Below are 21,799 nucleotides of genomic sequence, written 5' to 3'. Positions count from 1 at the left end.
TGTAGACCCTGTGTTAGTTAACCATTCTTGCTCCTTCGCCCCAATATTCTTTACGGATTTGAACCTTTTGGATTTTTCCTGAGGCCGTTTTAGGTAGTGCTTCTGCAAATACTACACTTTTAGGAGCTTTAAAATGAGCCATTTTACTTCTAGCGAATTCGATCACTTCTTCTTCAGAAAGCTGTTGCCCCTCACGCAATACGACGACAGCATGTGGAACTTCTCCCCACTTCTCGTGAGGAACGGCAATGACCGCTGCTTCTAAAACAGCAGGGTGCTCGTACAAGACGCCTTCTACTTCAATAGAGGAAATATTTTCCCCGCCACTTATGATCACATCTTTTTTTCGATCGACAATTTCCATATAACCATGTTCATCTACAGTGGCCATATCCCCCGTATGCAGCCAGCCATCACGAATTGTCTCACTCGTCGCATCAGGGTTTTTCCAGTAGCCTTCCATCACACCATTTGAACGGACAACAATCTCTCCGATGCTTTTTCCATCCGCAGCTACTTTCTCACCGTACTCATTCACAACCTTCAACTTTGATCCAATCATCGGATAGCCTGTTTTTGCTTTTAGACGAGCTTTCGCTGCATCATCAAAAGAAAGCTGCTCTGAACGGATTTGAGAAGTTGTTACAAGCGGGCTTGATTCAGTCATTCCATACACTTGAATAAACTCCCAGCCCAATTCTTCCTCCACACGTGTTACAAATGCAGGAGGCGGAGCAGACCCAGCGATCACGACTCTCATATTATCCCTTTTCGGCACATTTTCTGTTTTCGCATATTCAAGCAGCATGTTTAAAACAGTAGGTGCCATATGAGCTACGGTTACCCCATTTTTCTCTATTTTTTCAAAAATAGTCTTCGGATCGATTTTTCTAAGCATTACTTGCGTTGCACCGTTCGCTGTGTAATAAAACGGCGAACCCCATCCATTCACATGGAACATCGGCAATACATGCAGCAACGTATCTTGATCACTCACACACAAATGATGCTGAGTGCTTAAAGCATGCAGGTAGTTGCTGCGGTGCGTTAACATAACACCTTTGGGATTTCCAGTTGTACCGCTAGTATATAAAATATTTGCTAAATCATTTTCTTCTAAAGGAACACGTTTAAACTCGTCTGTTGGAAACTGACTGAGCCATCGCTCATATGAAACCCCTGCCTGTTGATTCTCTTTAGCTCCATGAATGATAATGTGTTTTACTGTTTCTAGCTTATCAATAACAGGCTCCACTAGAGGGTACAATTCTTGGTCAACAAAAAGCACTTGAGATTCACTATGATTTAAGATAAACAAGTAATCTTCGGGCTTTAATCGTGTATTTAAAGATGTCATCACTGCTCCTACCTGAAACACGCCATAGAAGCCTTCAAGCATATCTTCTGTATTGGGAGCAAGGTAAGCAACTTTGTCTCCTTTTTGGATACCTAGTTTTGTTAATCCATAAGACAATTGTTGTACTCGTTCATTTAATTGCTGATATGTAAGCGTTCTCTCTTCTCCGACAATAGCTGGCTTATCCCCATATAATTCAACAGCACGATCTAGAAAATCAAGCAAAACTAAAGGTACATGCATAATCGTTCCTCCCGCTTCTGATTTATTTAAATTTTCTAACTATATCATACCATATAGCCCTTTCTGTGCCAATAACACACTGATGTTTATCTTCTGTTACAAAACAGACGAACGACTTGCATGTCCATAACTCACTAAGATATAGTAGAAAAAAGAAAATTACTCCATATATAATCTATATTTATCCAAATCAAATCGAAAGGGTGATAAGATGTCTCACGATGTAAATTGTATATTTTGTAAGATCATTAAGGGAGAGATTCCTTCTGCAAAAGTTTATGAAGATGAAAAGGTTCTAGCTTTTATGGATATTAGTCAAGTGACAAAAGGGCATACATTATTAATACCTAAAGCTCACAAGGCAGATGTGTTTGAGCTTGATACAGAACTTGCCAGCCACCTTTTCTCAGTTGTTCCGAAATTAGCAAAAGGCCTTAAAGCTACATACAAGCTTGAAGGATTAAACATAGTAAATAATAACGGGGAAACAGCTGGCCAAACTGTCTTTCACTATCATGTCCATTTAATTCCTCGCTACGGTAAGGGCGATGGATTTGGCGCAGTATGGAAAGATCACAGCTCAGACTATAAGCCAGAAGAATTGCAAGAAATGGCAGCTGCTATTTCTGCACATGTTACGAACTGACCAAATGGTCAGTTCTTTTTTTCTGTACATTCAGAAAATATCTCTCCTTTCCTCTCCTTTTTTAAATAAATTATGGTACGATAATCGTATTAGAAAAAACATTACTGTAGTACCGAATTAAAGGAGTGGAAAGAGAAATGAGCAAACAGGTTTTTAACTTTAATGCAGGCCCTTCAGCCCTGCCTAAGCCAGTATTAGAAAAAGCACAAGAAGAATTACTTAATTTCGGTGACAGCGGCATGTCAGTTATGGAGCTTAGCCACCGCAGCAAAACATACGAAGCAGTCCATCAAGAAGCTAAAAGTTTACTAACCGAACTCTTAGAGATTCCTCACAACTACGAGATTCTCTTTCTTCAAGGCGGCGCTAGCTTGCAATTTTCAATGATTCCGATGAACTTGCTTAAAGAAGGTAAAACAGCAAGCTTTGTTATGAGTGGTTCATGGTCTGAAAAAGCTCTAAAAGAAGCTCAATTAGTTGGCGAAGCGAAGATTCTTTCCTCTTCAAAAGATGAAAATTACCGTTCAATCCCTGAAGTTAACTCATCTGAAATTAATGCAAATGATGCATATATTCATATTACATCAAATAACACCATCTTCGGTACACAGTGGTCCACCTATCCAGATACAAAAGATATTCCTTTAATTGCAGACATGTCGAGTGATATCCTCTCACGACCGATTGACGTCAGCAAATTTGGAATGATTTACGCAGGAGCACAAAAAAATCTTGGCCCTTCTGGTGTAACAGTTGTTATTATCAGAAAAGATTTGCTAGAGAGCGCCAATGACCAAATTCCAACTATTCTTCGTTACCAAACGCATGCTAAAGCCGATTCCCTATACCATACCCCACCAACATTTGCGATCTACATGCTTCGTAATGTTTTACAGTGGGTGAAGGATCAAGGCGGTGCAAGCGGTATTGCTCAAGCAAACGCCAAAAAAGCACAGCTCCTTTATGCTACCATTGATGAAAGCAATGGCTTTTATACAGGACATGCGACAAATGAAAGCCGATCTCATATGAATGTAACGTTCACTTTACAGAGCGAAGAACTGACTAAATCTTTCTTGAGCGAAGCAGCTGAAAAAGGCTTTGTCGGTTTAGGTGGACACCGTTCTGTTGGGGGATGTCGTGCATCAATTTATAATGCTGTTCCATTAGAAGCTTGTGAAGCACTAAGAGCATTCATGGTTGAATTCCAAAATAAACACGCTTAATTAGAAAGAGAGCTGTAAATGAACAGCTCTCTTCTAGACATATACTAAAAGCCATCCAGATAGGACTCCACTGATGATAAAACATGTAAACATGATCAATATTGTTTTTCTCCAATAGGTTCTCTCTGAAGCATCTTTCGTTTTCACAAACCTTGAAATTGAATAAATGAGACTATACATCAATAATAAACTTACAGATAGTACCAATAAAATGAGTGCGTGCTGCATAGTCATCTTCCCTCCTTTTTTTATTGTATGAGCGGCAGATGGCACACATGACGATCAATTATGGATGAGGTGAGAAAAATATGCATATTAAATCTTTACTTTCTGGGATTGTTGCTGGAGTTGTAGTAGCAGGTACAGCTACTCTATTCACTACCCCAGCATCGGGTCGTGAGCTTCAAGAAACGTGTAAGGATCGAGTTCAAAAAGTACGTAAAGGTGTTAAGCAATTTTCTAATGATTCCATCGTATTAAAAGAAAAAGTAACAGAAACAACCCAGCTAGGCATTCAATCAATTAAAGCAGTTAGCTCAGAAGTGAAAGAAAGTATTTCTGACTGGCAAAAAGAGGTTCAGCCAAGTATCGATCAGCTAAGAAAAGATACAGAAGAACTTCAACGCCGAGTATCTCAGATGAAGCAGCTAGATTAAGCTGCTTTCTCTTTAGTAAATAATCACTATATAAATATAGATTTACAAACATTTTTTAGAAAATTTCTAAAAAGAAGAGAATTCCTCTTTCTTTTTGACACATTCCTTGTCATAATAAGTAATAAAAGTATTCAGAAATAGCTTTATAAAAGATAAAGAAATATGAAGCGTGATAGGGGGAGAAAAATGGAGCCAAACGAACCTTACTCTTTAAAACAGTCTGTTATTTTCAATCATAAGGTTGCGCAATTAAGTAAAGCACTTTGGAAGTCGGTAGAAAAAGATTGGCAGACATGGATTAAACCATTTGATTTAAATATTAATGAACATCATATTCTCTGGATTGCTTATCATCTTGACGGTGCGTCTATTTCAGACATAGCCAAATTCGGAGTGATGCATGTATCAACAGCTTTTAATTTTTCAAAGAAGCTTGAAGAACGCGGATTTCTTACGTTTTCAAAAAAAGAGAATGATAAACGAAATACGTACGTTTGTCTAACTGAAGAGGGTAAGGAAATGTTTTTAAAAACATTAGAAACCTATGAGCCTAGCACATATGGAGTGTATGGGGGCGCCCTTCCAATCAAAGAATTATACGGGAAATTCCCAGAATTCTCTGAAATCATGAGCATGCTTCGCCATATCTATGGTCCTGATTTTGTAGATATGTTTGAACAAACCTTACAAAAATTTGAAGAAGGCTTTACTGAAGAAGAAGGCCGCTTGTCTCCAAGACGCCCAATGCTTGATGATCACTCTCTTACGAAAGAGTCATCTTAACCGAAAAAAATTGCGGAACGATTTCTAAAAATCGCTCCGTTTTTTTATTGTCTTTTTTTATTATTGTCGAAATCCTTTTATTTTTGTCAGAGGTATTGCATTTCCTAGAAAAAGGGCGTAAATTATTCAATTAGGTTGAGCATTAAATTTACTAGTTATCTTTTATTAGATTCGACCTTATATTCAACCAACTTGTGGTTCAACTTGTTTTGGAGGTGCAGCTTAGATATGAACTGCTGGAAGACCATTAATATTTCTCGTGATTATGGAACGTTGCGCCTAATCATGTTCTCATCAAGCACTGTTTTACTATCATTTTTATTTTATTATTTAGTCATGAGCACGATTGTGCAGACAACTGAATTTACTCAATTTGGCTTTGTTACAGTGGTGTTAAGTTTATTTGGCTTAGTCCTTACACATAAATTGCTTCACTGCCTTCCCATTTGGTTATTTGGCGGACGTGCAAAGATAAAAATCAGTACAAGGAAATTATTGTTCCCTTTAATGGATATCAAATTAAGGGAGCCGCTTTCCCGAAATGTTTACTTATTGGCTCTATTTTCACCTTTAGTATTCATTACAACAGCAGGTGGGGTAGGATCCATTATGTGGCCGCAATTTTTACCTTATTTTTCGATCCTTACATCGATCAATTTCGGCTTGGCTTTTTATGATTTGGTTTACGCTTCTCACCTAATGAAAGCACCTAAACAGTGTTATATTGAGGATCATGATGAAGGCTTTCATATCCTAATAAAGCAAGCAGTATAGCAAAAAGCAGAACCCAGTGGTGTGGATTCTGCTTTTTGTATGTTGAATTAATTATTTACGATCATCTCAAACGTGATTTCATCTTCAGGTAAATTGATGGCTTTTGCTCTAAAATCAATTTTCGGATCAACATCAATTTCAGTGACTTTTATATGCGCTAAACGATCTGCAGGATAGATATCTACCCATTCAGGCAGGTCAGCATACTCTTTAATCAGCTGCATAGCCCGGTCCTGTGGAAGCTGCAGGATACCGACCGATATATGGTCAGCTAGCAATAAAACATCTCCATTCTCCCTCACTTGCGGTTCAAAATGCATTTCTAAAGGGACTCTTTGACCTAAAATACTAAACTCGGACCTAAATTCAATCAATTCATCTCCAAGCTCTACTACATATGGAACACCAGCATCTTGTTTTTCAATTTCCCTCGCGATTAAACCATTTAACTTACTTTTAGAAGTCTCAATTGTAAATGCTGCTTCACTATCCACTGGAGCAGATTGTGATAGATGATCTTCATCAATTGGACCTGTAAATCTCATGACAAAAACAAAAGCAATAATAAGCACGATAATATTTATTGCGAGCAGCGTTAAAAACGCTAACTTAAATGGAAACTTATTTTTCGCTCTCTCCATCTCTACATCACCTCTCCCTTTGATCATACGTACTCTTATTCTATTTTACAAACCACCTAACCCCTGCATTCCCCTTATCATTAAAACTAAATCATGCATACTTCTATCTTTTTTTAAAAAGTTTTGATAAAGTTTAAGATAAGACAAAGCTAGACTGGAGGCAATTGAATGGTCTTATTTCTCGTATTTTTTGCCCTATTTATTTTGTATATGATCAATACAATGACGGATGCCTTATGTGAACGCAAAGAAATCCCGTCTGAAAAACAACCAAAAGTTTTTCGCACAATTAATATCTTAATGACAATTTTACTAACATCCACATACGTAAAATTTATGTTTACCTAGAAAAGCGAAGGCGACTGCTTTGGCATGCGGTAAAATAAGAGGAAGCGATGAGAAGCGCCCTTTGCTTCGTTCGATTCACCGTTTTTACCTGCAAGACAAGGAGCCGCAGCTAGACACGAAAAGCGAAGGCGACTGGGCTGGCTAGCGTTAAAGTTAGTGTATGGTCTATGTAAACAAAAAGAATGGGGCGCAATAGCGCTCCATTCTTTTTTGGGTGATTAGCAGCACCAAGAAGCACCGATAATCACTAATAAGATAAATAACACGACGATCAACGCGAATCCGTTATATCCATAAGAGTGACCCATTGTCTAATCCTCCTCCCCTTAGTAAAGTGTTAAACCGTAAAGAGGTGTGTAGATGCTAGCACCAAGCTGCACCGACGATTACTAATAAGATGAACAACACCACGATTAACGCAAAACCTCCACCATGATATCCTTGAGACATAAGAACACCTCCTCTTTGCTTTGTTAGGATATACTATGCAAATGTCTTGATTAGGTACTAGGCGATTGCCCTAAAATTTTGAGACTACGTTTTAAACAGTACTGAAAATCATTCTCTAACAGAGTAATCTATGGTATAGTTATGTCTGAAAGAAGGATCGACTGTTCATTGTATAAAGTATGTGGGCCAGCTAAAAAGGTACATAGAAGTTAAAGATGATTCAACAAAATGGTTGGAACATAATCGTAGAAATTCAATGAATAGCGACAATTTTGAGGAGTTGAACTCATGAATAAACGAATGATCGCAGCTGTTGGTCTTGCATGTATGACTGCTCTTGCAGCTTGCAGCAATGATGATACTGCAACTGATTCTAATGTAGTAGTGACTGTGGATGGAAATGAAGTAACTGAAGCTGAATTTTATGACAAGATGAAAGAACGATACGGCCAAGCAACATTAGAGGAAATGGTGCAACGAGTTCTAATTGCTGATGCTAAGAATGAACTAGGCGTGACTGAAGAAGAAATAGAAGAAGGAATTGAGAACTTTAAAGGTCAGTTAAATGTCGAAACAGACGAAGAATTACTTGAAATTCTAGATGCCCAATTTAATATGACGTATGAATCTATGGATGATTTTGTAGAAGATATGATTGTTCCACCAATTGTTCTTGATAAGTTAGCCAAATCTGAAGTGAACGTAACAGAAGAAGATAAACAAGCTTATTACGAAGAGAACGAAGAGCTGTATGCTGAGCAGGTTCAAGCGAGTCATATCTTAGTTGAAGATGAAGAAACAGCAAACGAAGTCCTTGAAAAGATTGAAGCGGGAGAAGACTTTGGAGAATTAGCTGCTGAATATTCAATGGATGGTTCTGCTACACGCGGTGGCGATTTAGGATTTTTCGGTACCGGCGAGATGGTACCTGAATTTGAAGAAGCTGCTTTTGCACTAGAAGTCGGTGAAGTAAGTGATGCTGTAGAATCTCAATATGGGTTCCATATTATTAAAGTAACTGATCGTAAATCTGGATATGAAGATTTTGCAGATGATATCGAACAAGCACTGATTCAAGAACAATCTAAATCAACAGAGGAAGTATTACGCGACCTTGTCGACAATGCAACGATCGATATTAAAGACCCTGAGTTTGCAAACCTTTTTGAGGAAAGTGAGCCAACGGAAGAGACAACCGAATAATAACACAGCCGGCACTTTAATTGATAAGTGCCGGCTTTTCTCTTGCTTAAGCGCCCAAATTGCACTCCAGCCTATGTCAAAAACTAGACGCTTGCATACGTTAGATTAGGGGATAGCCCTAATCATAGTTTTGAAAGGATGATTATCATGTCAAAAAAAGGTCCAGTACAAGGCGGCTACGATTACGGATACGGCGATAACGGATTTTGCCTGCTAGTGATCCTATTTATCTTATTAATTATTGTAGGCTCAACGTTCTACTGCTGCTAAACATGAAAGGCGGAAGGGCAAACAAAAAGAAGGTCATAGCTACTCGCTATGATCCTTCTTTTGTGCGGCGCGCTCGTTCCTCTGCCAGCCTCTCCATATATACATTGCCTTCTTTTTCAATCCATTCTTGTTCGAATTCACGTTCCTCACGTGAGTATTTCATTGAAAGGTACCCGCTTAATAGAATACCTCCGATAACAAAATACACCCACCATGGACTTGCTAACAGCACTGCTCCAATAGCTGTCTGAGTTAACACGAATAATACTGCTAAAATTAATAGTAATATCAACGCTAGTCGTTGGTTTTTTTGTCGTTTTTCCAATTCATATCCCCCCTGCTTGTCTTCTTTTAGTAGAGAATATGTAACAGGCGAGATAAATAGAACTAGATATCTAATGGAGGTTCATGAAAAGCAGGCTTGTAGAAACTGCGATTATCTAAAGCCATCACCCGCTCAGAAAATTCACCAGGCTGAACCCGCTCTAAGGCGCGATCCATCATGTTAATTTTCGCATCAATATTATCGATCATATGAAGCACTTCTGCTTCACGCACGACTGGAACTTTAGGTGAGCCCCACTCTCCTTTTCCATGATGGCTGAGCACCATATGTTGAAGAATCAACACCTCTTCTCCTTCAAGCTCTAATTCTTTAGCTGCATCTGCAATCTCATTTACCATAATTGAGATATGTCCAAGAAGCTTTCCTTCAATCGTGTAATGCGTATCTATAGGTCCTGACAACTCACGTACCTTCCCCAAATCGTGCAAGATCACACCAGCATATAAAAGGTCTTTATCAAGAGTTGGATATAGGACAGCCAAGTCTTTTGCAATCTTTAACATGGATACAACATGATAGGCTAATCCAGAAACAAATTCGTGATGGTTTTTCGTTGCTGCCGGTGATTCTAGAAATTCTTGCTGGTGTTTCTTCAATAAGAATCGGGTAATACGCTGAATGGTAGGATTTTTCATTTCAAAGATATATTGAGTAACTTCTTCAAGCATATCCTCTGGCGATATAGGCGCAGACCTGACAAAATCAGCCACCTTTACATTATCCATAGCCGTTGTAGGTCTGATGCTTCCAATTTTTAACTGAAGGCGTCCGCGATACTCAATAACATCCCCTTGTATATGGACAATAGCTTTACTAGCAAATGCCACTTCGTCTTCAGGCGAACAACCCCACAGCTTTGCTTCTATTTCCCCTGTGTTATCTCCTAAGATTAACGTTAGGAACGGTTTACCGTTACTCGCAATCCCTTTTGTTGCTGTCTTAATTAATAGATAGGTTTCAATCTTCTCGCCTACTTTATGATAGCGGATCCCTTTACTCAACCGTTTCACCTCATTATACTAAATCTATTTTTATCATCTGCTTTTTTGTGCTTTATCTTCTCAAGTATAGCATACTTGTTTAGACCTTCCTAAACGAAAAAAGCCCCTTTCACCAAAAGGGCTCTTACTATTTAGGCAGTAGTTTTTATTGTTTCTTTTCTTCTAGAAAGCCATGAAACCGTAGCAAAGAAACCAACAAACATTGTTAGTGCTCCTATGCTGTATGGCAAATACATATTCCATTCAAACATTAATCCTGCAAGCAGAGCCCCGGCAACGTTTCCAAGGCTTAGAAAAGAGTTATTCAACCCCATTATCATTCCCTGACGATCCCCTGCAAGCTTTGAAATCATTGTGTTTACAGAAGGTCTTAAAATAGAGTTACCTAAAAAGAATAAGCATGTTGTGAAAATAACGGTCACAAAGTCAAATGCAAGCATCATTACAACAAACCCGATCCCGCTTAGAAGCAGTGCGCCTAACACCACTCGTTCATCTCCGAACCTTACGGTAAGCCTTCCTACAAGACCTCCCTGAGCAACCGCTCCTATTACGCCAACTAACACCATAATAAAACCTACTTGAGAAGGGGAGTAGTCAAACTGATGCAGTGCATACATACCAAATATGGTTTGAAAGTTTGCCAAACCAAAACTTAAGCCAAAAACAAGGATTAATAGAAATCCAACCGGACTTTTAAGTGCATGCCACATTTGGGAAAATTGATTGCTGCGGTCAGCAGAATCTTCAATTTCCATTCGCTTTTCCTTCGATAATGATTCCGGCAATAGAAATAATGAAAAGATTCCCGCAAGAGTGGCTGCTATTCCTGCAAAAAGAAACGGCAAAGATAAGCTAACTTCAGCCAGCCAACCCCCAATTCCAGGACCGACTACGATTCCAAGTGCCATCGCTGCACCGAGCATTCCCATCCCATGTCCGCGCTTTTCGGAAGACGTACGGTCTGAGACATAGGCCATAGCTGATGGCATAACAGCCGAACCAAAAGACCCGGCAAGTATTCGCGAAAGAAACAGCATCCAGAGCTCCGTAGCAAAGGCGAAAATAAATTCTGCCCCAGCAAAACCAAACATACCAATCGCAATTAAAGGCTTCCTGCCAAATTTATCTGACATCCTTCCCCAAAAAGGCGCCAATAAAAACTGCATAAAGGAAAAAACAGCAATCAGTAAACCTAATTCAAAGCTCGATGCCCCAAATGCTTCTACATAATAGGGCAAAATAGGAATAACTAATCCAATCCCCATCATGACCACAAACATATTAATCATAAGCATGAATAAAGACTTAAATTCTTTATTTTTCATGTGCTAACCTTCTCTACAACAAAAAATTAGTGTAACGAAATAAGTATAAATGGAAAAAGAAGAAGCGTCAATCTACGACTTCTTCTCCTTTTTCTTTGATTTTGGCTGGTCTTTTGGGTTTTTATAAGGCTTCGGAAACTCTATAATAAACTTCACACCAACCTCACTATTTTCAATCTTAGGCTGTCCCCCGTGAAGCTCAGCGATCCTTTTCACAATAGCAAGACCAAGCCCAAACTTCCCTTTATTTCCTTTATAGAAAGGATTAAAGATCTGCGGCAGGTCGACCTCAGGAATCGCTTCTCCGTTGTTCTCAACACTCACTTCTACATGATCATCTAATTCCTTGGCTGTAATCCAAATCGTATCGACAGCGTAGCGAAGAGCATTTTCAACCAAGTTCTCTAAAAGCACTTCCAATTGCTCAATATCACCATAAATCTTAGTCTCAGGACCAATGACTTTGATCTTAACATCCTCTCGCTGCACGCGGAATCGTTCTTCAATTTGGAAAGCAAGTGATCCAAAAATGATCTCTTCATGTTTTGGTGTCTCTTCTTTTAACGAGTCAAGCTTCGTGTAGTAAAGCATGTCTACAACACGGCGCTCCATTCGGTTTGCTTCTTCAATAATCACATTCATTGTCTGTTCCATGTTATCTTTAGGCAGAATACCATCTTTAACAGATTGCGCATAACTTTTAATGACCATAATAGGTGTTTTCAACTCATGTGAAGCATGCTGGATAAATGTTTTCTGCGCTCTGTCATAACTGTTTAAATTCTGCCTCATCTTCTCAAATTGGTCAGAAAGACGCTGAAAATCTTCATCCCCGTCCCATTTAAGAGGCTCCTGCCAATCACGGTTCGCTATTTGTTCTAGATGATTCCCAAGCACAATCAGCGGCTGGCGCAAGTAATGCTTCAGCCATATCGCAGGTAATAGACTCAGACCACTTGTTAGTAATAAAAGATATAATAGCCTCTCCCATAATCTATTTACCATTTGATCACGATACGTATCCCACATATAGGAAATATGAAATCCTGGAGTGCCTTGAACCTGAGCTTTTGAAATGACATAGAATACCGTGGCTTCGCCGTACTGAATTTCATAACGCCCTCGGTTTGCCTCCTGCTTGTACGCATTCTGTGCCATCTCAAGTAAAATATCAGGAGGAGGGAACGAATCACCGACAGGGGCTCGTCCAACCGTATCATGTATAAAGAAATGACCGATATCTCCTGCTTCTCGGCGATCCATAAAGTCACCGGCTTCATCTCTTGGGTCGATTAAGTCAAGCAAAGGATACGCATATCTTGTTTGTGCGGTCTCAATTAATCGGTACGTTTCCTCAGTAAGTGTCCCTTTAATTGAGATAGGGTAAATAATAATAATTGATAATGCAACTAAAACAATGAGTGAAATAAAAGCAAGCCAGATTCGCTTGGCTAAGTTCACTTTGATCATGAAGAAAGAACCCTATATCCGTATCCATATAACGTTTCTAAATGAATACGCGGCATCTTCTTACGCACACGACGTACGACATCATCAACAGCACGTTCAGAGCCGAAGTAATTCTCACCCCATACATGTTCAATAATCTTCTCGCGTGAAAATGCTTTACCAATTTCACCTGTTAGAAGCAAGATTAGGTCCATTTCTTTTGTTGTTAAATCAACAATTTCTTCTTCGCTCACTTCTGAATCGACAACCGTACGACCCACAGGATCAATAAGGTATTGATTAAGTTCAATTTTCTTCTGGTCTTGAGAAGCCGAGCCATATACACGATTTATTAGCTTTTTAGCGCGGATGATCAGTTCTTGCGGCAAGAATGGCTTCGCTAAGTAATCATCACTTCCCATTTCTAGACCTAAGACACGATCTAAGTCTTGGTCACGCGCTGAAATAAAGATAACAGGTGTATCTCCATTTTCTTTAATGCCTTTTAATAGTTGATACCCATCTGTTCCAGGCAGCATAATATCTAGAATCCATAAATGAGGCTTGTCTTCAATTGCATCACGAGCAGCATCTCCGTCATTAAATACACTTACTTCCCAACCTTCTTTCTCAAGATAGGCCTTTAATACTTCTGATAAATTTTGTTCATCCTCAACGAGATAAACGAGATATTGTCCCATTCCCGCATCCTCCTTCTTGTCTATACGGACAAATTAATCAAGTGTTATGAATACCCATATGACTAATTTGACTTTACACCTATTTTAGTACATTTTCCACTAATCACATAATTTAAACGGTCATCAGGAAATAAAGGCAAGAATGATCCCTTTCAACTTGCATAATTAGGAAGATGTCGTCGATTATTTCCCGGGGAAGTAAAGATAATGTCTTTTGCTGTAAAAATACTTGTTTCCCACTATTATTATCACGCAAATTAGCATTTGAGACTATCTAATCATGACAAATAACATGAAATAACTAGATTTCCCACAATTAATTTACCCATATTTTGAAACGGAAAATGGACTCAAATTTGAGCCCATTTTATATAAATGTCACCTATAATAAAGCGATCGCAGTCAGGGCTGCTAGCGGAAGGATTAAACGATTCCACCCTCTTGGCCTAGGGTAATATGGATAGAAATAAGGCTGGTAATAAGGATTGTATGCATAATATGGATAACGCTGATCTTGATAAGAACGTACCATTTGATTCTGTTGATCATCTCCCATTAAATCTGCCAAATCCATATATTGCCCGAATTCATCTACCGGCACGAGCAAGTAAAGGTATTCATTATCGACATTTTCTATCACACCGTTATAGGCAGGCTGACCATTCATTTGAGTATGCACTGCTTGATTCATATATTGCTGACACAATGATTGCATTTCTTGCACCTGATTCATCTCATCTCCTCCTTCATTTGCCATTTTATGCATGGATGAGGTGGTGGGTGAATATCACGACAAACAAAAGAGGACCCCTCAATATATGAAGGCATCCTCTTAAACATCACTTAGAAATATCCGTTTTCAATTGTTCAAACCTTACTACAGTAAAATAGGTTTGGATAATCATAAATAGATTTCCCACTACCCAATACAATGATAAAGCTGATGGTAACGTAACTCCAGCTACGACAATCATGACTGGCATAATATAAATAATCACTTTCATTTGATCATTTAATTGAAATGAAGTCATTTTCACTTGGAGGAACGTCGTAATTCCTGCTACAACAGGTAAGATATATAAAGGATCTGGTGAACCTAGATCAAACCATAAAAATGAATGTAGAGCAATCACTTCTGTGCGCATGATCGCAAAATAAAAAGCCATCATCACCGGTAATTGAATAAAAAGCGGTAAACAACCAGCCATTGGATTAACTCCGCTGTCTTTATATAAAGCCATCAATTCTTTTTGCATTTTCTGCTGATCTTTTGGATCACGCTTTGTTCCTTGACCGTACTTTTTCTGCAAAGCTTCCATCTCGGGACGCAATGCCTGCATTGCACGGCTGCTTTTTTGCTGCTTGATCATCAATGGTAGTAAGAATAGCCGGATGCCTATTGTCACAACAATAATCGATAACCCAAAGCTTCCATTCAATAGATCTGCTACACTTATCAGAACCCAAGAAAGCGGGTAAACAAAGAAGTGATTCCAAATCCCCTCTGTTTCTGCTGTAATCGGCTGACCGTTCGCACCACAGCCTGCTAATGCACCTACCATTAAGATGATTATTATGATCCATAATACTTTTTTCAACTTTATTCCTCCTTGTTGTTTTAACTATTTTAGTTAAACAACAAGAGAGTGCGGCTCATCATCAGACTGGCCCTTATCAAATACAGATGGGATCTTAGGTCGATATGGATTTGATGAAGGGCGAATGAGAGCAGCTATGACTAACGGTTGATGTTCTGTTTGGCTTAACTGCTTTTTACTTGTCATATGAAACGTAAACCAAACTCCTGCCACACTCGCTCTCGCAAAAGCGGCAACTAAAAGCACTGTCATAACAACACTTAACCAAAGCATCGTCATATCTGTTATAAACTCAATCATCTATTCGCCCTCCTTTCCTTTTAATAATCTCATCATATCATAAGATACTTCAGATACAAATCCACTCTTATTTCCAGTACATTAATTATTCTTACTCTTGTTTCGTTATTTTCTTGTCATTCTAAGAGCGCGGCCAATATCCTTTAATGCTGAGCTCTTACCGTATAATAATACGCCGCCTTTGAAGATTCTTGCTCCAATTGTCGCTAAAAGTCCAATTGATGCCAGAAGAAGACCGATTGATAATAATAGCTCCCATAGGGGTATAGAAAGCATCCCGACACGTAAGAACATGATCATTGGACTAAAAAACGGGATAAAGGAAGTAATCGTGATAAAACTTGATTCAGGTGCATTTAAGCCAAACATAGCTATGAAAAATGCTACGATCACAAGCAGATTCATTGGACCGATAACTTGATTGACATCTTCAATACGACTGACTAAGGAGCCTAGAGTAGCAGCAAGAGTCGCATACAGCAAATAGCCTAATACGAAAAACAAAACAGCAAATCCAATTAAATCTAGCGGAATATCCTCTGAAAACAGCGCTTGAAGCATCGAAAGACCGCCTTCAGCCTGCTCGGCCCCTGCTAATGAACTAAGAATGACAACTAGAAAGATCAACCCGTATTGCGTTAATGCTAATAACCCTATCCCAACTATTTTTCCAAACATCTGTGCGACTGGCGAGGCACTAGAAACAAGAATCTCCATAACACGCGAAGACTTTTCTGTAGCTATTTCAGTTGCAATCATATTTCCAAAGATTAATACAGAAAAATAAATGACGAACAGAAGCACATATACAATCGATCTTGCTTGGTTTAATTCACTTTCTGTTCGCGCCGTATCACTCACTGTAGATGTTTCAAATGTGATCGGTGAGTAAATATCAGCTAACACTTCACCGCTAAGTCCCAGTTCTTGTGTTGCTTCTGTTTCTTTAATGTGCTGCAGAGCATTTTGCAGCTGGATCGGTGTAAATTGCTGCGTTAGAGAGTCAGAATAATACGTTGCTTGAATCTCACCAGCGCTATCTCTATTAACTACAAGGGCTGCACCAAAATCCCCGCTTGACACAGCTTCTAACGCTTCTTCTTCACTTAATGAAGTTCTAGTAAGCTGGATGCGGTCTTCATGCTGCATAAGCTGTTCATTTAAAGGTTCATACAGCTCACTGCCTTCTTCTACAAGAGCAACTTCTACTGCGCGGCTCTCTGCATCTTCTTCAAACATCATGAAAATACGATCCATATTTGTAAGAACAAGCATAAAGGCCAGAGTAATGGCAGTCGAAATGAGGAAGGCCTTAGACATGAGACGGTTTTTGTAAGTATGAGCTAGAATGATTCCAAAATTACGCATATGCAGTCCCTACTTTCTCGATAAATATATCTTGAAGGCTTGGCTCTTCTACTTCAAAACGCCTCACATATCCGGACTTTGCCACTTCTGCAAAAATGACTTTTGCCACTTCTTCATCTTCCACCTGTAGACGCACGCCGCCCTGCTTTTGCTGAAACTTCTTAACGCCAGGAAGGTTTTTAAGCGTCTCAAACGACCTTTCTCCTTCGATTACAATAAATTTATTTCTGAAGCTGCGCTTAATCTCACGAAGCTCCCCTTTAACCACTGGTGTACCATGACGGAGGATACATAAATGCTGGCACAGTTCTTCTACGTGGTCCATTCTATGGCTGGAAAAGACAATTGTCGTGCCTTTCATTTTCAGATCAATTACGGCTTCTTTTAGTAATTCAGCATTAACTGGGTCAAGTCCACTGAAAGGTTCATCTAATATAAGCAGCTCAGGCCTGTGGATGACGGATGCGATAAACTGAATTTTTTGCTGGTTTCCCTTTGATAATTCTTCAATGCGTTTTGTTTCATAATCCGTCACTTTAAATCGTTCAAGCCACATTCGCATTTCTGTGATGATGTCTTTTTTATGCATCCCTTTCAAGCGCCCTAAGTAGATAAGCTGGTCTCTTACTTTAAGTTTTGGATATAATCCTCGCTCTTCCGGTAAATACCCAATGACATTTGTCCGAGAATAATCAATCTTCTCCCCTTTCCAAGTCATTTCCCCCTCCGTCGGTTCTAGGAGACCAAGCATCATTCGAAAGGTGGTTGTTTTTCCCGCCCCATTGGCTCCAAGCATTCCAAACATTTCTCCACTAGGAATTTCTAGTGACAGCTGATCAACCGCCACAGATTGACCAAAGCGTTTGGTAATGTTATTAATTTTAAGCGTCATCTCACTCCCGCCTTTCCTTTATTTTCTTGTTTGCACTAGTTTTATAGGTTCTTATGTTATACGTTCTTATGCAGATTTCGTTTCTTCTTTTAAGATAATGCGCAAGATTTCTCTTAGCTCTAGTGGTTGAATCGATGTGACTGTAGCACCCATCTTCTTCAATTCTTGTTCAACCTCAAACGCATTGGACGTTACGCATTCAACTAATGAACCCTGCTTGCTAGCTGAAACCATGCCTTTGAGATTTTTAAGGGCAGATGTATCTCCCTCCACCCAAATACGGCTCCAAGATGCGATCAAGCTGTCTTTTTCATACTGATTGAGAAGATGTCCATCTTTCATTAACAAAATATAGTCTGCGAGTGTTCTAATTTCATCAGCTGAGTGAGTTGATAACAAAATCGTTTGATCCTCTGCCCTTTCCATATATCGAACCATTTCATCTCTCATTTGTTCCTGGCCTTCAAAATCAACTCCAGCTAAAGGTTCATCTAAGAGCAAAACCTTTGATTCCCTTGCTAATGTTAATGAAAGCATCGCTTTTTTCTGCATCCCCCCTGAAAGTTTTTCCACTTGTTTCTTTAAGGGTAAATTAAATAATGAAGTAAGCCTGTCAAATTCATTACGATTCCAACCCGGATAGCTCATTTCAAAGAAATCTGCTAATTGGACTATTGTAAACCCGTGGTACATCAGCGGTGTTTGCGGGACATAAGCAAAAGCCTGTTTCCATCCGTTTTCACGATCTGTCCCAAAATGATGGTCGATTTCCCCAGATTCTTTTTTCACTAATTCCATCATGGTTTGAAATAATGTGGACTTTCCAGCCCCGTTATTCCCAACGAGTGCTACAATACTGCCCGGTTCAATTTGGCAAGATAATGGGCCTAGTTCGAAGCTTTTATCTACCTTTTTGTATATGTCTTGTAACGAAATCATTACATATCCCTCCCTGTAATCGATCTATTCCATTAGCGCTTCTTCAAATAATTTTCTAAGTTCATCATCGGTATAACTATGCCGACGTCCTACTTCTACTGCTTTTTTTAATGTGTCATACACAGCTTCTGTTTTAGCTTCTTTCTTAGATCTTTCATCAATTTCAGCTACAAATGTTCCTCTGCCTTGGCTGGTTTTTATATACCCCTGCTGCTCAAGATTTTGATAAGCTCTTCTTGTGGTAATGACACTGCAAGCAAGATCTTTTGATAACGCTCGAATAGAAGGCAGCGGTGTACCTGCACTTACATGCCCTGAAACAATGAGTGCTTTAATCTGTTCTTCTATTTGATGATATATCGGGGTGCGCGAGCCTTCTTGGACGCTTATTGGTAATTTCAATCAAAGACCTCCTTTCAACAGACGATCCTTTTATAGGTGATAACTAGTTTTATTTTCATAGTATCTATAAGAGTAAATCCACGTGGCTGTAGCTATGATCATAAACAAAAATGAAATACCTAAGAGTAACATAGGGTTTGTTTGTACAATACTGATAGACCAAATGATATACGGGGCTCCTGCTAGCAGGTTAAATCCAGTTAGTAATACAAAAAGCACTGCAATATAAACGATACTCCATATGATCAAAGCCACAGGTGAATATCTTCCACCTGGTTCACCTGCTGCATATAATCCCCCCCACACATAGCTGATGGCAAGCCAGCTTAGACCGAGAATTATTGCCTCAGAAACTGATAATACTTCTTTGATATTATTTGAGAACACATAGAACAGCACAAATACAATAGTGTTAAACGTCAGAATATAAATTGCACTCATGATAAATCTGCTTTTCATAATAACTCGATCAGCAATAGGTGTTTGTTTAAGTAAGATAAAAAAAGAACTAGCGTATAACCCGCCTTTTATATCTTGTATGTTGAATGGTTTGTATCTTACCGTGTACGCAAGCGACAAAGCACTAAAAAACAGAAAGTCATAAATAATAGGGAATCGTCCGCCCCCGCTTACTTCATTAATAAATTGACTTCCTAAAAAAACAATTAAACCCATTGCAGCAACCATCCATAGATACTTAATGAATGGTGTATTCTTTAACTCGAATAAAATAATCTTCTTAATTAATTGATTCTCTGACATGAGCTTCACCTCTTAAAGTGTATTGGTGTGTATATCTATATATACAGTATATGACCACCTTCCAATTATTGCAACAGCAAAAACAATAATTACCAAATATATTTTATACTTGCTAATGTAAGCGTTTGAATTTACACTATTCTTACAATAGTTTAGGGGGAAATAATAATGAATGAGTATTTTCTAACCGTTTATGAACCTAATGGCGAAATGGTTTTTGAGGAACGAATCGAAGCTGCGGATGATGATGCCGCACAAGAGATTGGAAAGAAAAAGTTAGAGGAAAACAACTATACAAATCATACTCATCGCCTTACACGTGCTGGTAAGTTATTGTTATTTCATGTGTAAACAAAAGAGCTGCCCCATTTGGGACAGCTCTTATTTATTATGGATGTGGAAGTACTATGAGTTGTTTTATTCCACTTGAACACGGAGCTGCTTTCTAAACACTTCTCGAATCATGTAAGAAACTCCGTTTTGATGATTCGAGCGCGTGATCCAATCGGCTGCCTTCTTTACTTCTTCACTGGCATTCCCCATAGCTACCCCTAATCCTACTTGACTGATCATTGGTATATCATCTTCTTCAAGGCCGACAGCAACCATTTCTTGCAGGGAAATACCAAGCTCTTGCCCTACTTTTTGTAACCCATGAAGCTTTGAGACTCCCTCTGCTACAAACTCTACTTTTCCATCTTGAATGGAAACAGCATTTATCCCTTTAATCATTTCTTTCACTTGGTTTAAAGCGGAGTTCTGTTCTTCTTCATCAAAGAATTGAACCTGTACTTTAGGAGGAGCAATCGCTTCTTGCAGTAAACGATCATAAACAGAATCTACAAACGTCACAGGGTAAAATAATGGGTCCCCTACACCAATCGTCATCTTTGCGATCAGCTGATTTTTCTGCCGTACCTTATTTCCAATAGAGAAGCTTTCATGAAGAACACGAATATGACAATCATACTGCTCTAATACTTCAACGAGCTGCAATGTTTTATTCACATCAATTCGCTTTACGTATAAAGGATCTTCTGCGTCATTTGCAACAAATGCGCCATTGTTTGTTACTAAATAGTTATCAATCTTTAAGGATTTTGCCAAACGTTTTGCGGAAAGGTGAGGTCTTGAAGTCACTAAGGTGACATACACCCCTTTTTTCTTCACATACTCAATAGCCTCTTTCGTTTGCTTTGAGATCTTCTCATTTGAACCAATCAATGTTCCATCAATATTCAGGGCTAGTAATCGGTACGTCATGATGCTTTCCCCCTTTTTCTTTACGACGACACGTCCCATTTCGGTCTGCCTGTCTGTTCTCTAGACTGTATGTTACAGACTGTTTGAATAGAACCAAAACTAAATAGACGTATCTCGTTGCTTTCGTTATACTCTTTTGTAGATAACGTTCATCTTAATAGAAAAAGGGAGTTCATATGAAATCATTTGTACAGTTTTATTTAGTTGTACCTGCCGTTTTTATGCTGTTAACCAGTCTACAATTCGCAGAAGGCTCAGCGGGAGAAATAGTCATGGGTCTTCTAGGAGCAGCTAGTGTGGGGTTATTTGCTGGATTTGTTCTGCACATGGCTGTTTTGATTGGTAAAAAACTAAAGAAGAATAATCCTCAATAAAAAAAGTCACGAGCATCATTCTCGTGACTTTTTGTACGTTTATTAAATTATTGTTGACCTTCAGGGTTACCATAGATCTCTTCAAGAGGTTCTGTGATGATTTTGTTGATATCACCAATGATAACACTTAGACGTTGTTCAGCTTCCATTAATTTCGAGATTAACTCATGTTGTTGAACAAGTTCAAATTGCTGTTGAGCTTTTTGAGCTTCTTCTTCCGTAATTTGAATACCTTGCATTTGCTTTTGTTGAAGCTCAAGCTGCAGGTTACGGAAGTTCTCTAGCATTTTCTTAGCAATGTCATCTGCTTCAATTTGTTCGTGCATTGATTTTAATGCAGAGAATTCTTCACTTTCAGCAATTGCTTTCTTTAGTTCATGAGCCTTATCGTATACATTTGACATTTATAACGTCCTCCTAAAAAAATAGTCTTTACGACTATAACATGTCTAAACAGACAATTCATCCTTCAAGGGTGA

Annotated in this window: 29 protein-coding genes; 10 read left to right on the top strand and 19 right to left on the bottom strand. The window is 38.9% G+C overall.

The window, feature by feature from the left end:
- Positions 1-13: 13 nt before the first annotated feature.
- Positions 14-1,600 carry a long-chain-fatty-acid--CoA ligase gene (locus tag PQ478_RS03880; RefSeq protein WP_289235883.1) on the bottom strand — a complete coding sequence of 529 codons (1,587 nt, stop codon included), beginning with the start codon at positions 1,598-1,600 and terminating at the stop codon, positions 14-16.
- A gap of 211 nt (positions 1,601-1,811) precedes the next feature.
- Between PQ478_RS03880 and PQ478_RS03875 the strand changes: the two genes are divergently transcribed.
- From PQ478_RS03875 to PQ478_RS03855, 5 genes are all read left to right on the top strand, one after another.
- The gene (locus PQ478_RS03875) at positions 1,812-2,246 is read left to right on the top strand and encodes an HIT family protein (protein WP_289235882.1); all 435 of its coding nucleotides are present in this window, start codon (positions 1,812-1,814) and stop codon (positions 2,244-2,246) included.
- A gap of 137 nt (positions 2,247-2,383) precedes the next feature.
- Positions 2,384-3,472, top strand: a complete 1,089-nt coding sequence (gene serC, locus PQ478_RS03870; protein ID WP_289235881.1) for a 3-phosphoserine/phosphohydroxythreonine transaminase — start codon at positions 2,384-2,386, stop codon at positions 3,470-3,472.
- Between the two features lie 308 nt (positions 3,473-3,780).
- Positions 3,781-4,128, top strand: a complete 348-nt coding sequence (locus PQ478_RS03865) for a YtxH domain-containing protein (protein ID WP_289235880.1) — start codon at positions 3,781-3,783, stop codon at positions 4,126-4,128.
- Positions 4,129-4,314: 186 nt separating this feature from the next.
- Complete coding sequence (locus tag PQ478_RS03860) at positions 4,315-4,911, top strand: HTH-type transcriptional regulator Hpr (RefSeq protein ID WP_012957714.1); 597 nt, start codon at positions 4,315-4,317, stop codon at positions 4,909-4,911.
- Positions 4,912-5,139: 228 nt separating this feature from the next.
- Entirely contained in the window at positions 5,140-5,685 is a 546-nt protein-coding gene (locus PQ478_RS03855) for a DUF3267 domain-containing protein (RefSeq protein ID WP_289235879.1), read from the top strand.
- Positions 5,686-5,732: 47 nt separating this feature from the next.
- On the opposite strand, the gene PQ478_RS03850 is transcribed toward PQ478_RS03855, so the two are convergent.
- Positions 5,733-6,326, bottom strand: a complete 594-nt coding sequence (locus tag PQ478_RS03850) for a YpmS family protein (protein ID WP_289235878.1) — start codon at positions 6,324-6,326, stop codon at positions 5,733-5,735.
- 168 nt (positions 6,327-6,494) lie between these two features.
- Between PQ478_RS03850 and PQ478_RS03845 the strand changes: the two genes are divergently transcribed.
- Positions 6,495-6,674, top strand: a complete 180-nt coding sequence (locus PQ478_RS03845; protein WP_012957711.1) for a hypothetical protein — start codon at positions 6,495-6,497, stop codon at positions 6,672-6,674.
- A gap of 218 nt (positions 6,675-6,892) precedes the next feature.
- On the opposite strand, the gene PQ478_RS03840 is transcribed toward PQ478_RS03845, so the two are convergent.
- Together PQ478_RS03840 and PQ478_RS03835 are read right to left on the bottom strand one after the other, a co-directional pair.
- Positions 6,893-6,982, bottom strand: a complete 90-nt coding sequence (locus tag PQ478_RS03840) for a YjcZ family sporulation protein (protein WP_022626469.1) — start codon at positions 6,980-6,982, stop codon at positions 6,893-6,895.
- A gap of 55 nt (positions 6,983-7,037) precedes the next feature.
- The gene (locus PQ478_RS03835; protein ID WP_075683146.1) at positions 7,038-7,124 is read right to left on the bottom strand and encodes a YjcZ family sporulation protein; all 87 of its coding nucleotides are present in this window, start codon (positions 7,122-7,124) and stop codon (positions 7,038-7,040) included.
- A gap of 288 nt (positions 7,125-7,412) precedes the next feature.
- On the opposite strand from PQ478_RS03835, the gene PQ478_RS03830 reads away from it, so the two are divergent.
- Positions 7,413-8,327 (top strand): peptidylprolyl isomerase, encoded by a 915-nt coding sequence (locus PQ478_RS03830; RefSeq protein ID WP_075683147.1) that lies wholly within the window; start codon positions 7,413-7,415, stop codon positions 8,325-8,327.
- 147 nt (positions 8,328-8,474) lie between these two features.
- Complete coding sequence (locus PQ478_RS03825; protein ID WP_012957709.1) at positions 8,475-8,597, top strand: YjcZ family sporulation protein; 123 nt, start codon at positions 8,475-8,477, stop codon at positions 8,595-8,597.
- A 46-nt stretch (positions 8,598-8,643) separates the two neighbouring features.
- On the opposite strand, the gene PQ478_RS03820 is transcribed toward PQ478_RS03825, so the two are convergent.
- From PQ478_RS03820 to PQ478_RS03760, 13 genes are all read right to left on the bottom strand, one after another.
- A complete protein-coding gene (locus PQ478_RS03820) occupies positions 8,644-8,922 on the bottom strand; it encodes a sporulation YhaL family protein (RefSeq protein WP_022626467.1) in 279 nt (92 codons plus the stop codon).
- A 62-nt stretch (positions 8,923-8,984) separates the two neighbouring features.
- Positions 8,985-9,944 carry a 3'-5' exoribonuclease YhaM gene (yhaM, locus tag PQ478_RS03815; RefSeq protein WP_075683148.1) on the bottom strand — a complete coding sequence of 320 codons (960 nt, stop codon included), beginning with the start codon at positions 9,942-9,944 and terminating at the stop codon, positions 8,985-8,987.
- Between the two features lie 131 nt (positions 9,945-10,075).
- Positions 10,076-11,272 carry an MFS transporter gene (locus PQ478_RS03810; RefSeq protein WP_289235877.1) on the bottom strand — a complete coding sequence of 399 codons (1,197 nt, stop codon included), beginning with the start codon at positions 11,270-11,272 and terminating at the stop codon, positions 10,076-10,078.
- A gap of 72 nt (positions 11,273-11,344) precedes the next feature.
- Positions 11,345-12,742, bottom strand: a complete 1,398-nt coding sequence (locus PQ478_RS03805; RefSeq protein WP_075683150.1) for a sensor histidine kinase — start codon at positions 12,740-12,742, stop codon at positions 11,345-11,347.
- Positions 12,739-13,422 carry a response regulator transcription factor gene (locus tag PQ478_RS03800; RefSeq protein ID WP_289235876.1) on the bottom strand — a complete coding sequence of 228 codons (684 nt, stop codon included), beginning with the start codon at positions 13,420-13,422 and terminating at the stop codon, positions 12,739-12,741. Before PQ478_RS03800 ends, PQ478_RS03805 begins: the two co-directional genes overlap by 4 nt.
- Before the next feature lie 382 nt (positions 13,423-13,804).
- Entirely contained in the window at positions 13,805-14,155 is a 351-nt protein-coding gene (locus PQ478_RS03795) for a hypothetical protein (protein ID WP_289235875.1), read from the bottom strand.
- Between the two features lie 106 nt (positions 14,156-14,261).
- The gene (gene yidC, locus PQ478_RS03790) at positions 14,262-15,020 is read right to left on the bottom strand and encodes a membrane protein insertase YidC (protein ID WP_012957701.1); all 759 of its coding nucleotides are present in this window, start codon (positions 15,018-15,020) and stop codon (positions 14,262-14,264) included.
- A 33-nt stretch (positions 15,021-15,053) separates the two neighbouring features.
- Entirely contained in the window at positions 15,054-15,320 is a 267-nt protein-coding gene (locus PQ478_RS03785; protein ID WP_012957700.1) for a hypothetical protein, read from the bottom strand.
- Positions 15,321-15,425: 105 nt separating this feature from the next.
- Positions 15,426-16,688, bottom strand: a complete 1,263-nt coding sequence (locus PQ478_RS03780; RefSeq protein WP_289235874.1) for an ABC transporter permease — start codon at positions 16,686-16,688, stop codon at positions 15,426-15,428.
- The gene (locus PQ478_RS03775; protein ID WP_289235873.1) at positions 16,681-17,580 is read right to left on the bottom strand and encodes an ABC transporter ATP-binding protein; all 900 of its coding nucleotides are present in this window, start codon (positions 17,578-17,580) and stop codon (positions 16,681-16,683) included. Before PQ478_RS03775 ends, PQ478_RS03780 begins: the two co-directional genes overlap by 8 nt.
- Before the next feature lie 66 nt (positions 17,581-17,646).
- Entirely contained in the window at positions 17,647-18,519 is an 873-nt protein-coding gene (locus PQ478_RS03770; RefSeq protein ID WP_289235872.1) for an ATP-binding cassette domain-containing protein, read from the bottom strand.
- A gap of 24 nt (positions 18,520-18,543) precedes the next feature.
- Positions 18,544-18,921: a GntR family transcriptional regulator gene (locus PQ478_RS03765; RefSeq protein WP_012957696.1), complete on the bottom strand. Its 378-nt coding sequence runs from the start codon at positions 18,919-18,921 to the stop codon at positions 18,544-18,546.
- 30 nt (positions 18,922-18,951) lie between these two features.
- The gene (locus PQ478_RS03760) at positions 18,952-19,683 is read right to left on the bottom strand and encodes a hypothetical protein (protein ID WP_075683155.1); all 732 of its coding nucleotides are present in this window, start codon (positions 19,681-19,683) and stop codon (positions 18,952-18,954) included.
- Positions 19,684-19,851: 168 nt separating this feature from the next.
- Here PQ478_RS03760 and PQ478_RS03755 point away from each other — a divergent pair, with 168 nt between their 5' ends.
- Positions 19,852-20,034 carry a YhzD family protein gene (locus PQ478_RS03755; RefSeq protein ID WP_012957694.1) on the top strand — a complete coding sequence of 61 codons (183 nt, stop codon included), beginning with the start codon at positions 19,852-19,854 and terminating at the stop codon, positions 20,032-20,034.
- A gap of 66 nt (positions 20,035-20,100) precedes the next feature.
- On the opposite strand, the gene PQ478_RS03750 is transcribed toward PQ478_RS03755, so the two are convergent.
- A complete protein-coding gene (locus tag PQ478_RS03750; RefSeq protein WP_289235871.1) occupies positions 20,101-20,946 on the bottom strand; it encodes a Cof-type HAD-IIB family hydrolase in 846 nt (281 codons plus the stop codon).
- Between the two features lie 176 nt (positions 20,947-21,122).
- Here PQ478_RS03750 and PQ478_RS03745 point away from each other — a divergent pair, with 176 nt between their 5' ends.
- On the top strand, positions 21,123-21,320 hold the full coding sequence (locus tag PQ478_RS03745) for a hypothetical protein (protein ID WP_075683157.1): 198 nt from the start codon (positions 21,123-21,125) through the stop codon (positions 21,318-21,320).
- Between the two features lie 47 nt (positions 21,321-21,367).
- On the opposite strand, the gene PQ478_RS03740 is transcribed toward PQ478_RS03745, so the two are convergent.
- Positions 21,368-21,724, bottom strand: coding sequence for a YlbF/YmcA family competence regulator (locus PQ478_RS03740; RefSeq protein WP_075683158.1), 357 nt, complete (start codon positions 21,722-21,724; stop codon positions 21,368-21,370).
- Positions 21,725-21,799 lie beyond the last annotated feature (75 nt).

The organism is Alkalihalophilus pseudofirmus, from assembly GCF_029094545.1.
In the GTDB taxonomy this organism is placed as follows: Bacteria; Bacillota; Bacilli; order Bacillales; family Bacillaceae_D; genus Alkalihalophilus; species Alkalihalophilus pseudofirmus.
Note: the sequence above shows the minus strand (reverse complement) of the source record. Positions and strands in the feature narration are given on the sequence as shown.

Coding starts and splice junctions, on each gene's coding strand:
- PQ478_RS03845 (WP_012957711.1), top strand. CDS start 6,495: ATGGTCTTATTTCTCGTATTTTTTGCCCTATTTATTTTGTATATGATC.
- PQ478_RS03850 (WP_289235878.1), bottom strand. CDS start 6,326: ATGGAGAGAGCGAAAAATAAGTTTCCATTTAAGTTAGCGTTTTTAACG.
- PQ478_RS03785 (WP_012957700.1), bottom strand. CDS start 15,320: ATGATTGAGTTTATAACAGATATGACGATGCTTTGGTTAAGTGTTGTT.
- PQ478_RS03740 (WP_075683158.1), bottom strand. CDS start 21,724: ATGTCAAATGTATACGATAAGGCTCATGAACTAAAGAAAGCAATTGCT.
- PQ478_RS03795 (WP_289235875.1), bottom strand. CDS start 14,155: ATGAATCAGGTGCAAGAAATGCAATCATTGTGTCAGCAATATATGAAT.
- PQ478_RS03880 (WP_289235883.1), bottom strand. CDS start 1,600: ATGCATGTACCTTTAGTTTTGCTTGATTTTCTAGATCGTGCTGTTGAA.
- PQ478_RS03875 (WP_289235882.1), top strand. CDS start 1,812: ATGTCTCACGATGTAAATTGTATATTTTGTAAGATCATTAAGGGAGAG.
- PQ478_RS03760 (WP_075683155.1), bottom strand. CDS start 19,683: ATGTCAGAGAATCAATTAATTAAGAAGATTATTTTATTCGAGTTAAAG.
- PQ478_RS03840 (WP_022626469.1), bottom strand. CDS start 6,982: ATGGGTCACTCTTATGGATATAACGGATTCGCGTTGATCGTCGTGTTA.
- PQ478_RS03780 (WP_289235874.1), bottom strand. CDS start 16,688: ATGCGTAATTTTGGAATCATTCTAGCTCATACTTACAAAAACCGTCTC.
- PQ478_RS03810 (WP_289235877.1), bottom strand. CDS start 11,272: ATGAAAAATAAAGAATTTAAGTCTTTATTCATGCTTATGATTAATATG.
- PQ478_RS03800 (WP_289235876.1), bottom strand. CDS start 13,422: ATGGGACAATATCTCGTTTATCTCGTTGAGGATGAACAAAATTTATCA.
- PQ478_RS03775 (WP_289235873.1), bottom strand. CDS start 17,580: ATGACGCTTAAAATTAATAACATTACCAAACGCTTTGGTCAATCTGTG.
- PQ478_RS03745 (WP_075683157.1), top strand. CDS start 21,123: ATGAAATCATTTGTACAGTTTTATTTAGTTGTACCTGCCGTTTTTATG.
- PQ478_RS03860 (WP_012957714.1), top strand. CDS start 4,315: ATGGAGCCAAACGAACCTTACTCTTTAAAACAGTCTGTTATTTTCAAT.
- PQ478_RS03825 (WP_012957709.1), top strand. CDS start 8,475: ATGTCAAAAAAAGGTCCAGTACAAGGCGGCTACGATTACGGATACGGC.
- PQ478_RS03770 (WP_289235872.1), bottom strand. CDS start 18,519: ATGATTTCGTTACAAGACATATACAAAAAGGTAGATAAAAGCTTCGAA.
- PQ478_RS03750 (WP_289235871.1), bottom strand. CDS start 20,946: ATGACGTACCGATTACTAGCCCTGAATATTGATGGAACATTGATTGGT.
- PQ478_RS03755 (WP_012957694.1), top strand. CDS start 19,852: ATGAATGAGTATTTTCTAACCGTTTATGAACCTAATGGCGAAATGGTT.
- PQ478_RS03830 (WP_075683147.1), top strand. CDS start 7,413: ATGAATAAACGAATGATCGCAGCTGTTGGTCTTGCATGTATGACTGCT.
- PQ478_RS03805 (WP_075683150.1), bottom strand. CDS start 12,742: ATGATCAAAGTGAACTTAGCCAAGCGAATCTGGCTTGCTTTTATTTCA.
- serC (WP_289235881.1), top strand. CDS start 2,384: ATGAGCAAACAGGTTTTTAACTTTAATGCAGGCCCTTCAGCCCTGCCT.
- PQ478_RS03835 (WP_075683146.1), bottom strand. CDS start 7,124: ATGTCTCAAGGATATCATGGTGGAGGTTTTGCGTTAATCGTGGTGTTG.
- PQ478_RS03865 (WP_289235880.1), top strand. CDS start 3,781: ATGCATATTAAATCTTTACTTTCTGGGATTGTTGCTGGAGTTGTAGTA.
- PQ478_RS03855 (WP_289235879.1), top strand. CDS start 5,140: ATGAACTGCTGGAAGACCATTAATATTTCTCGTGATTATGGAACGTTG.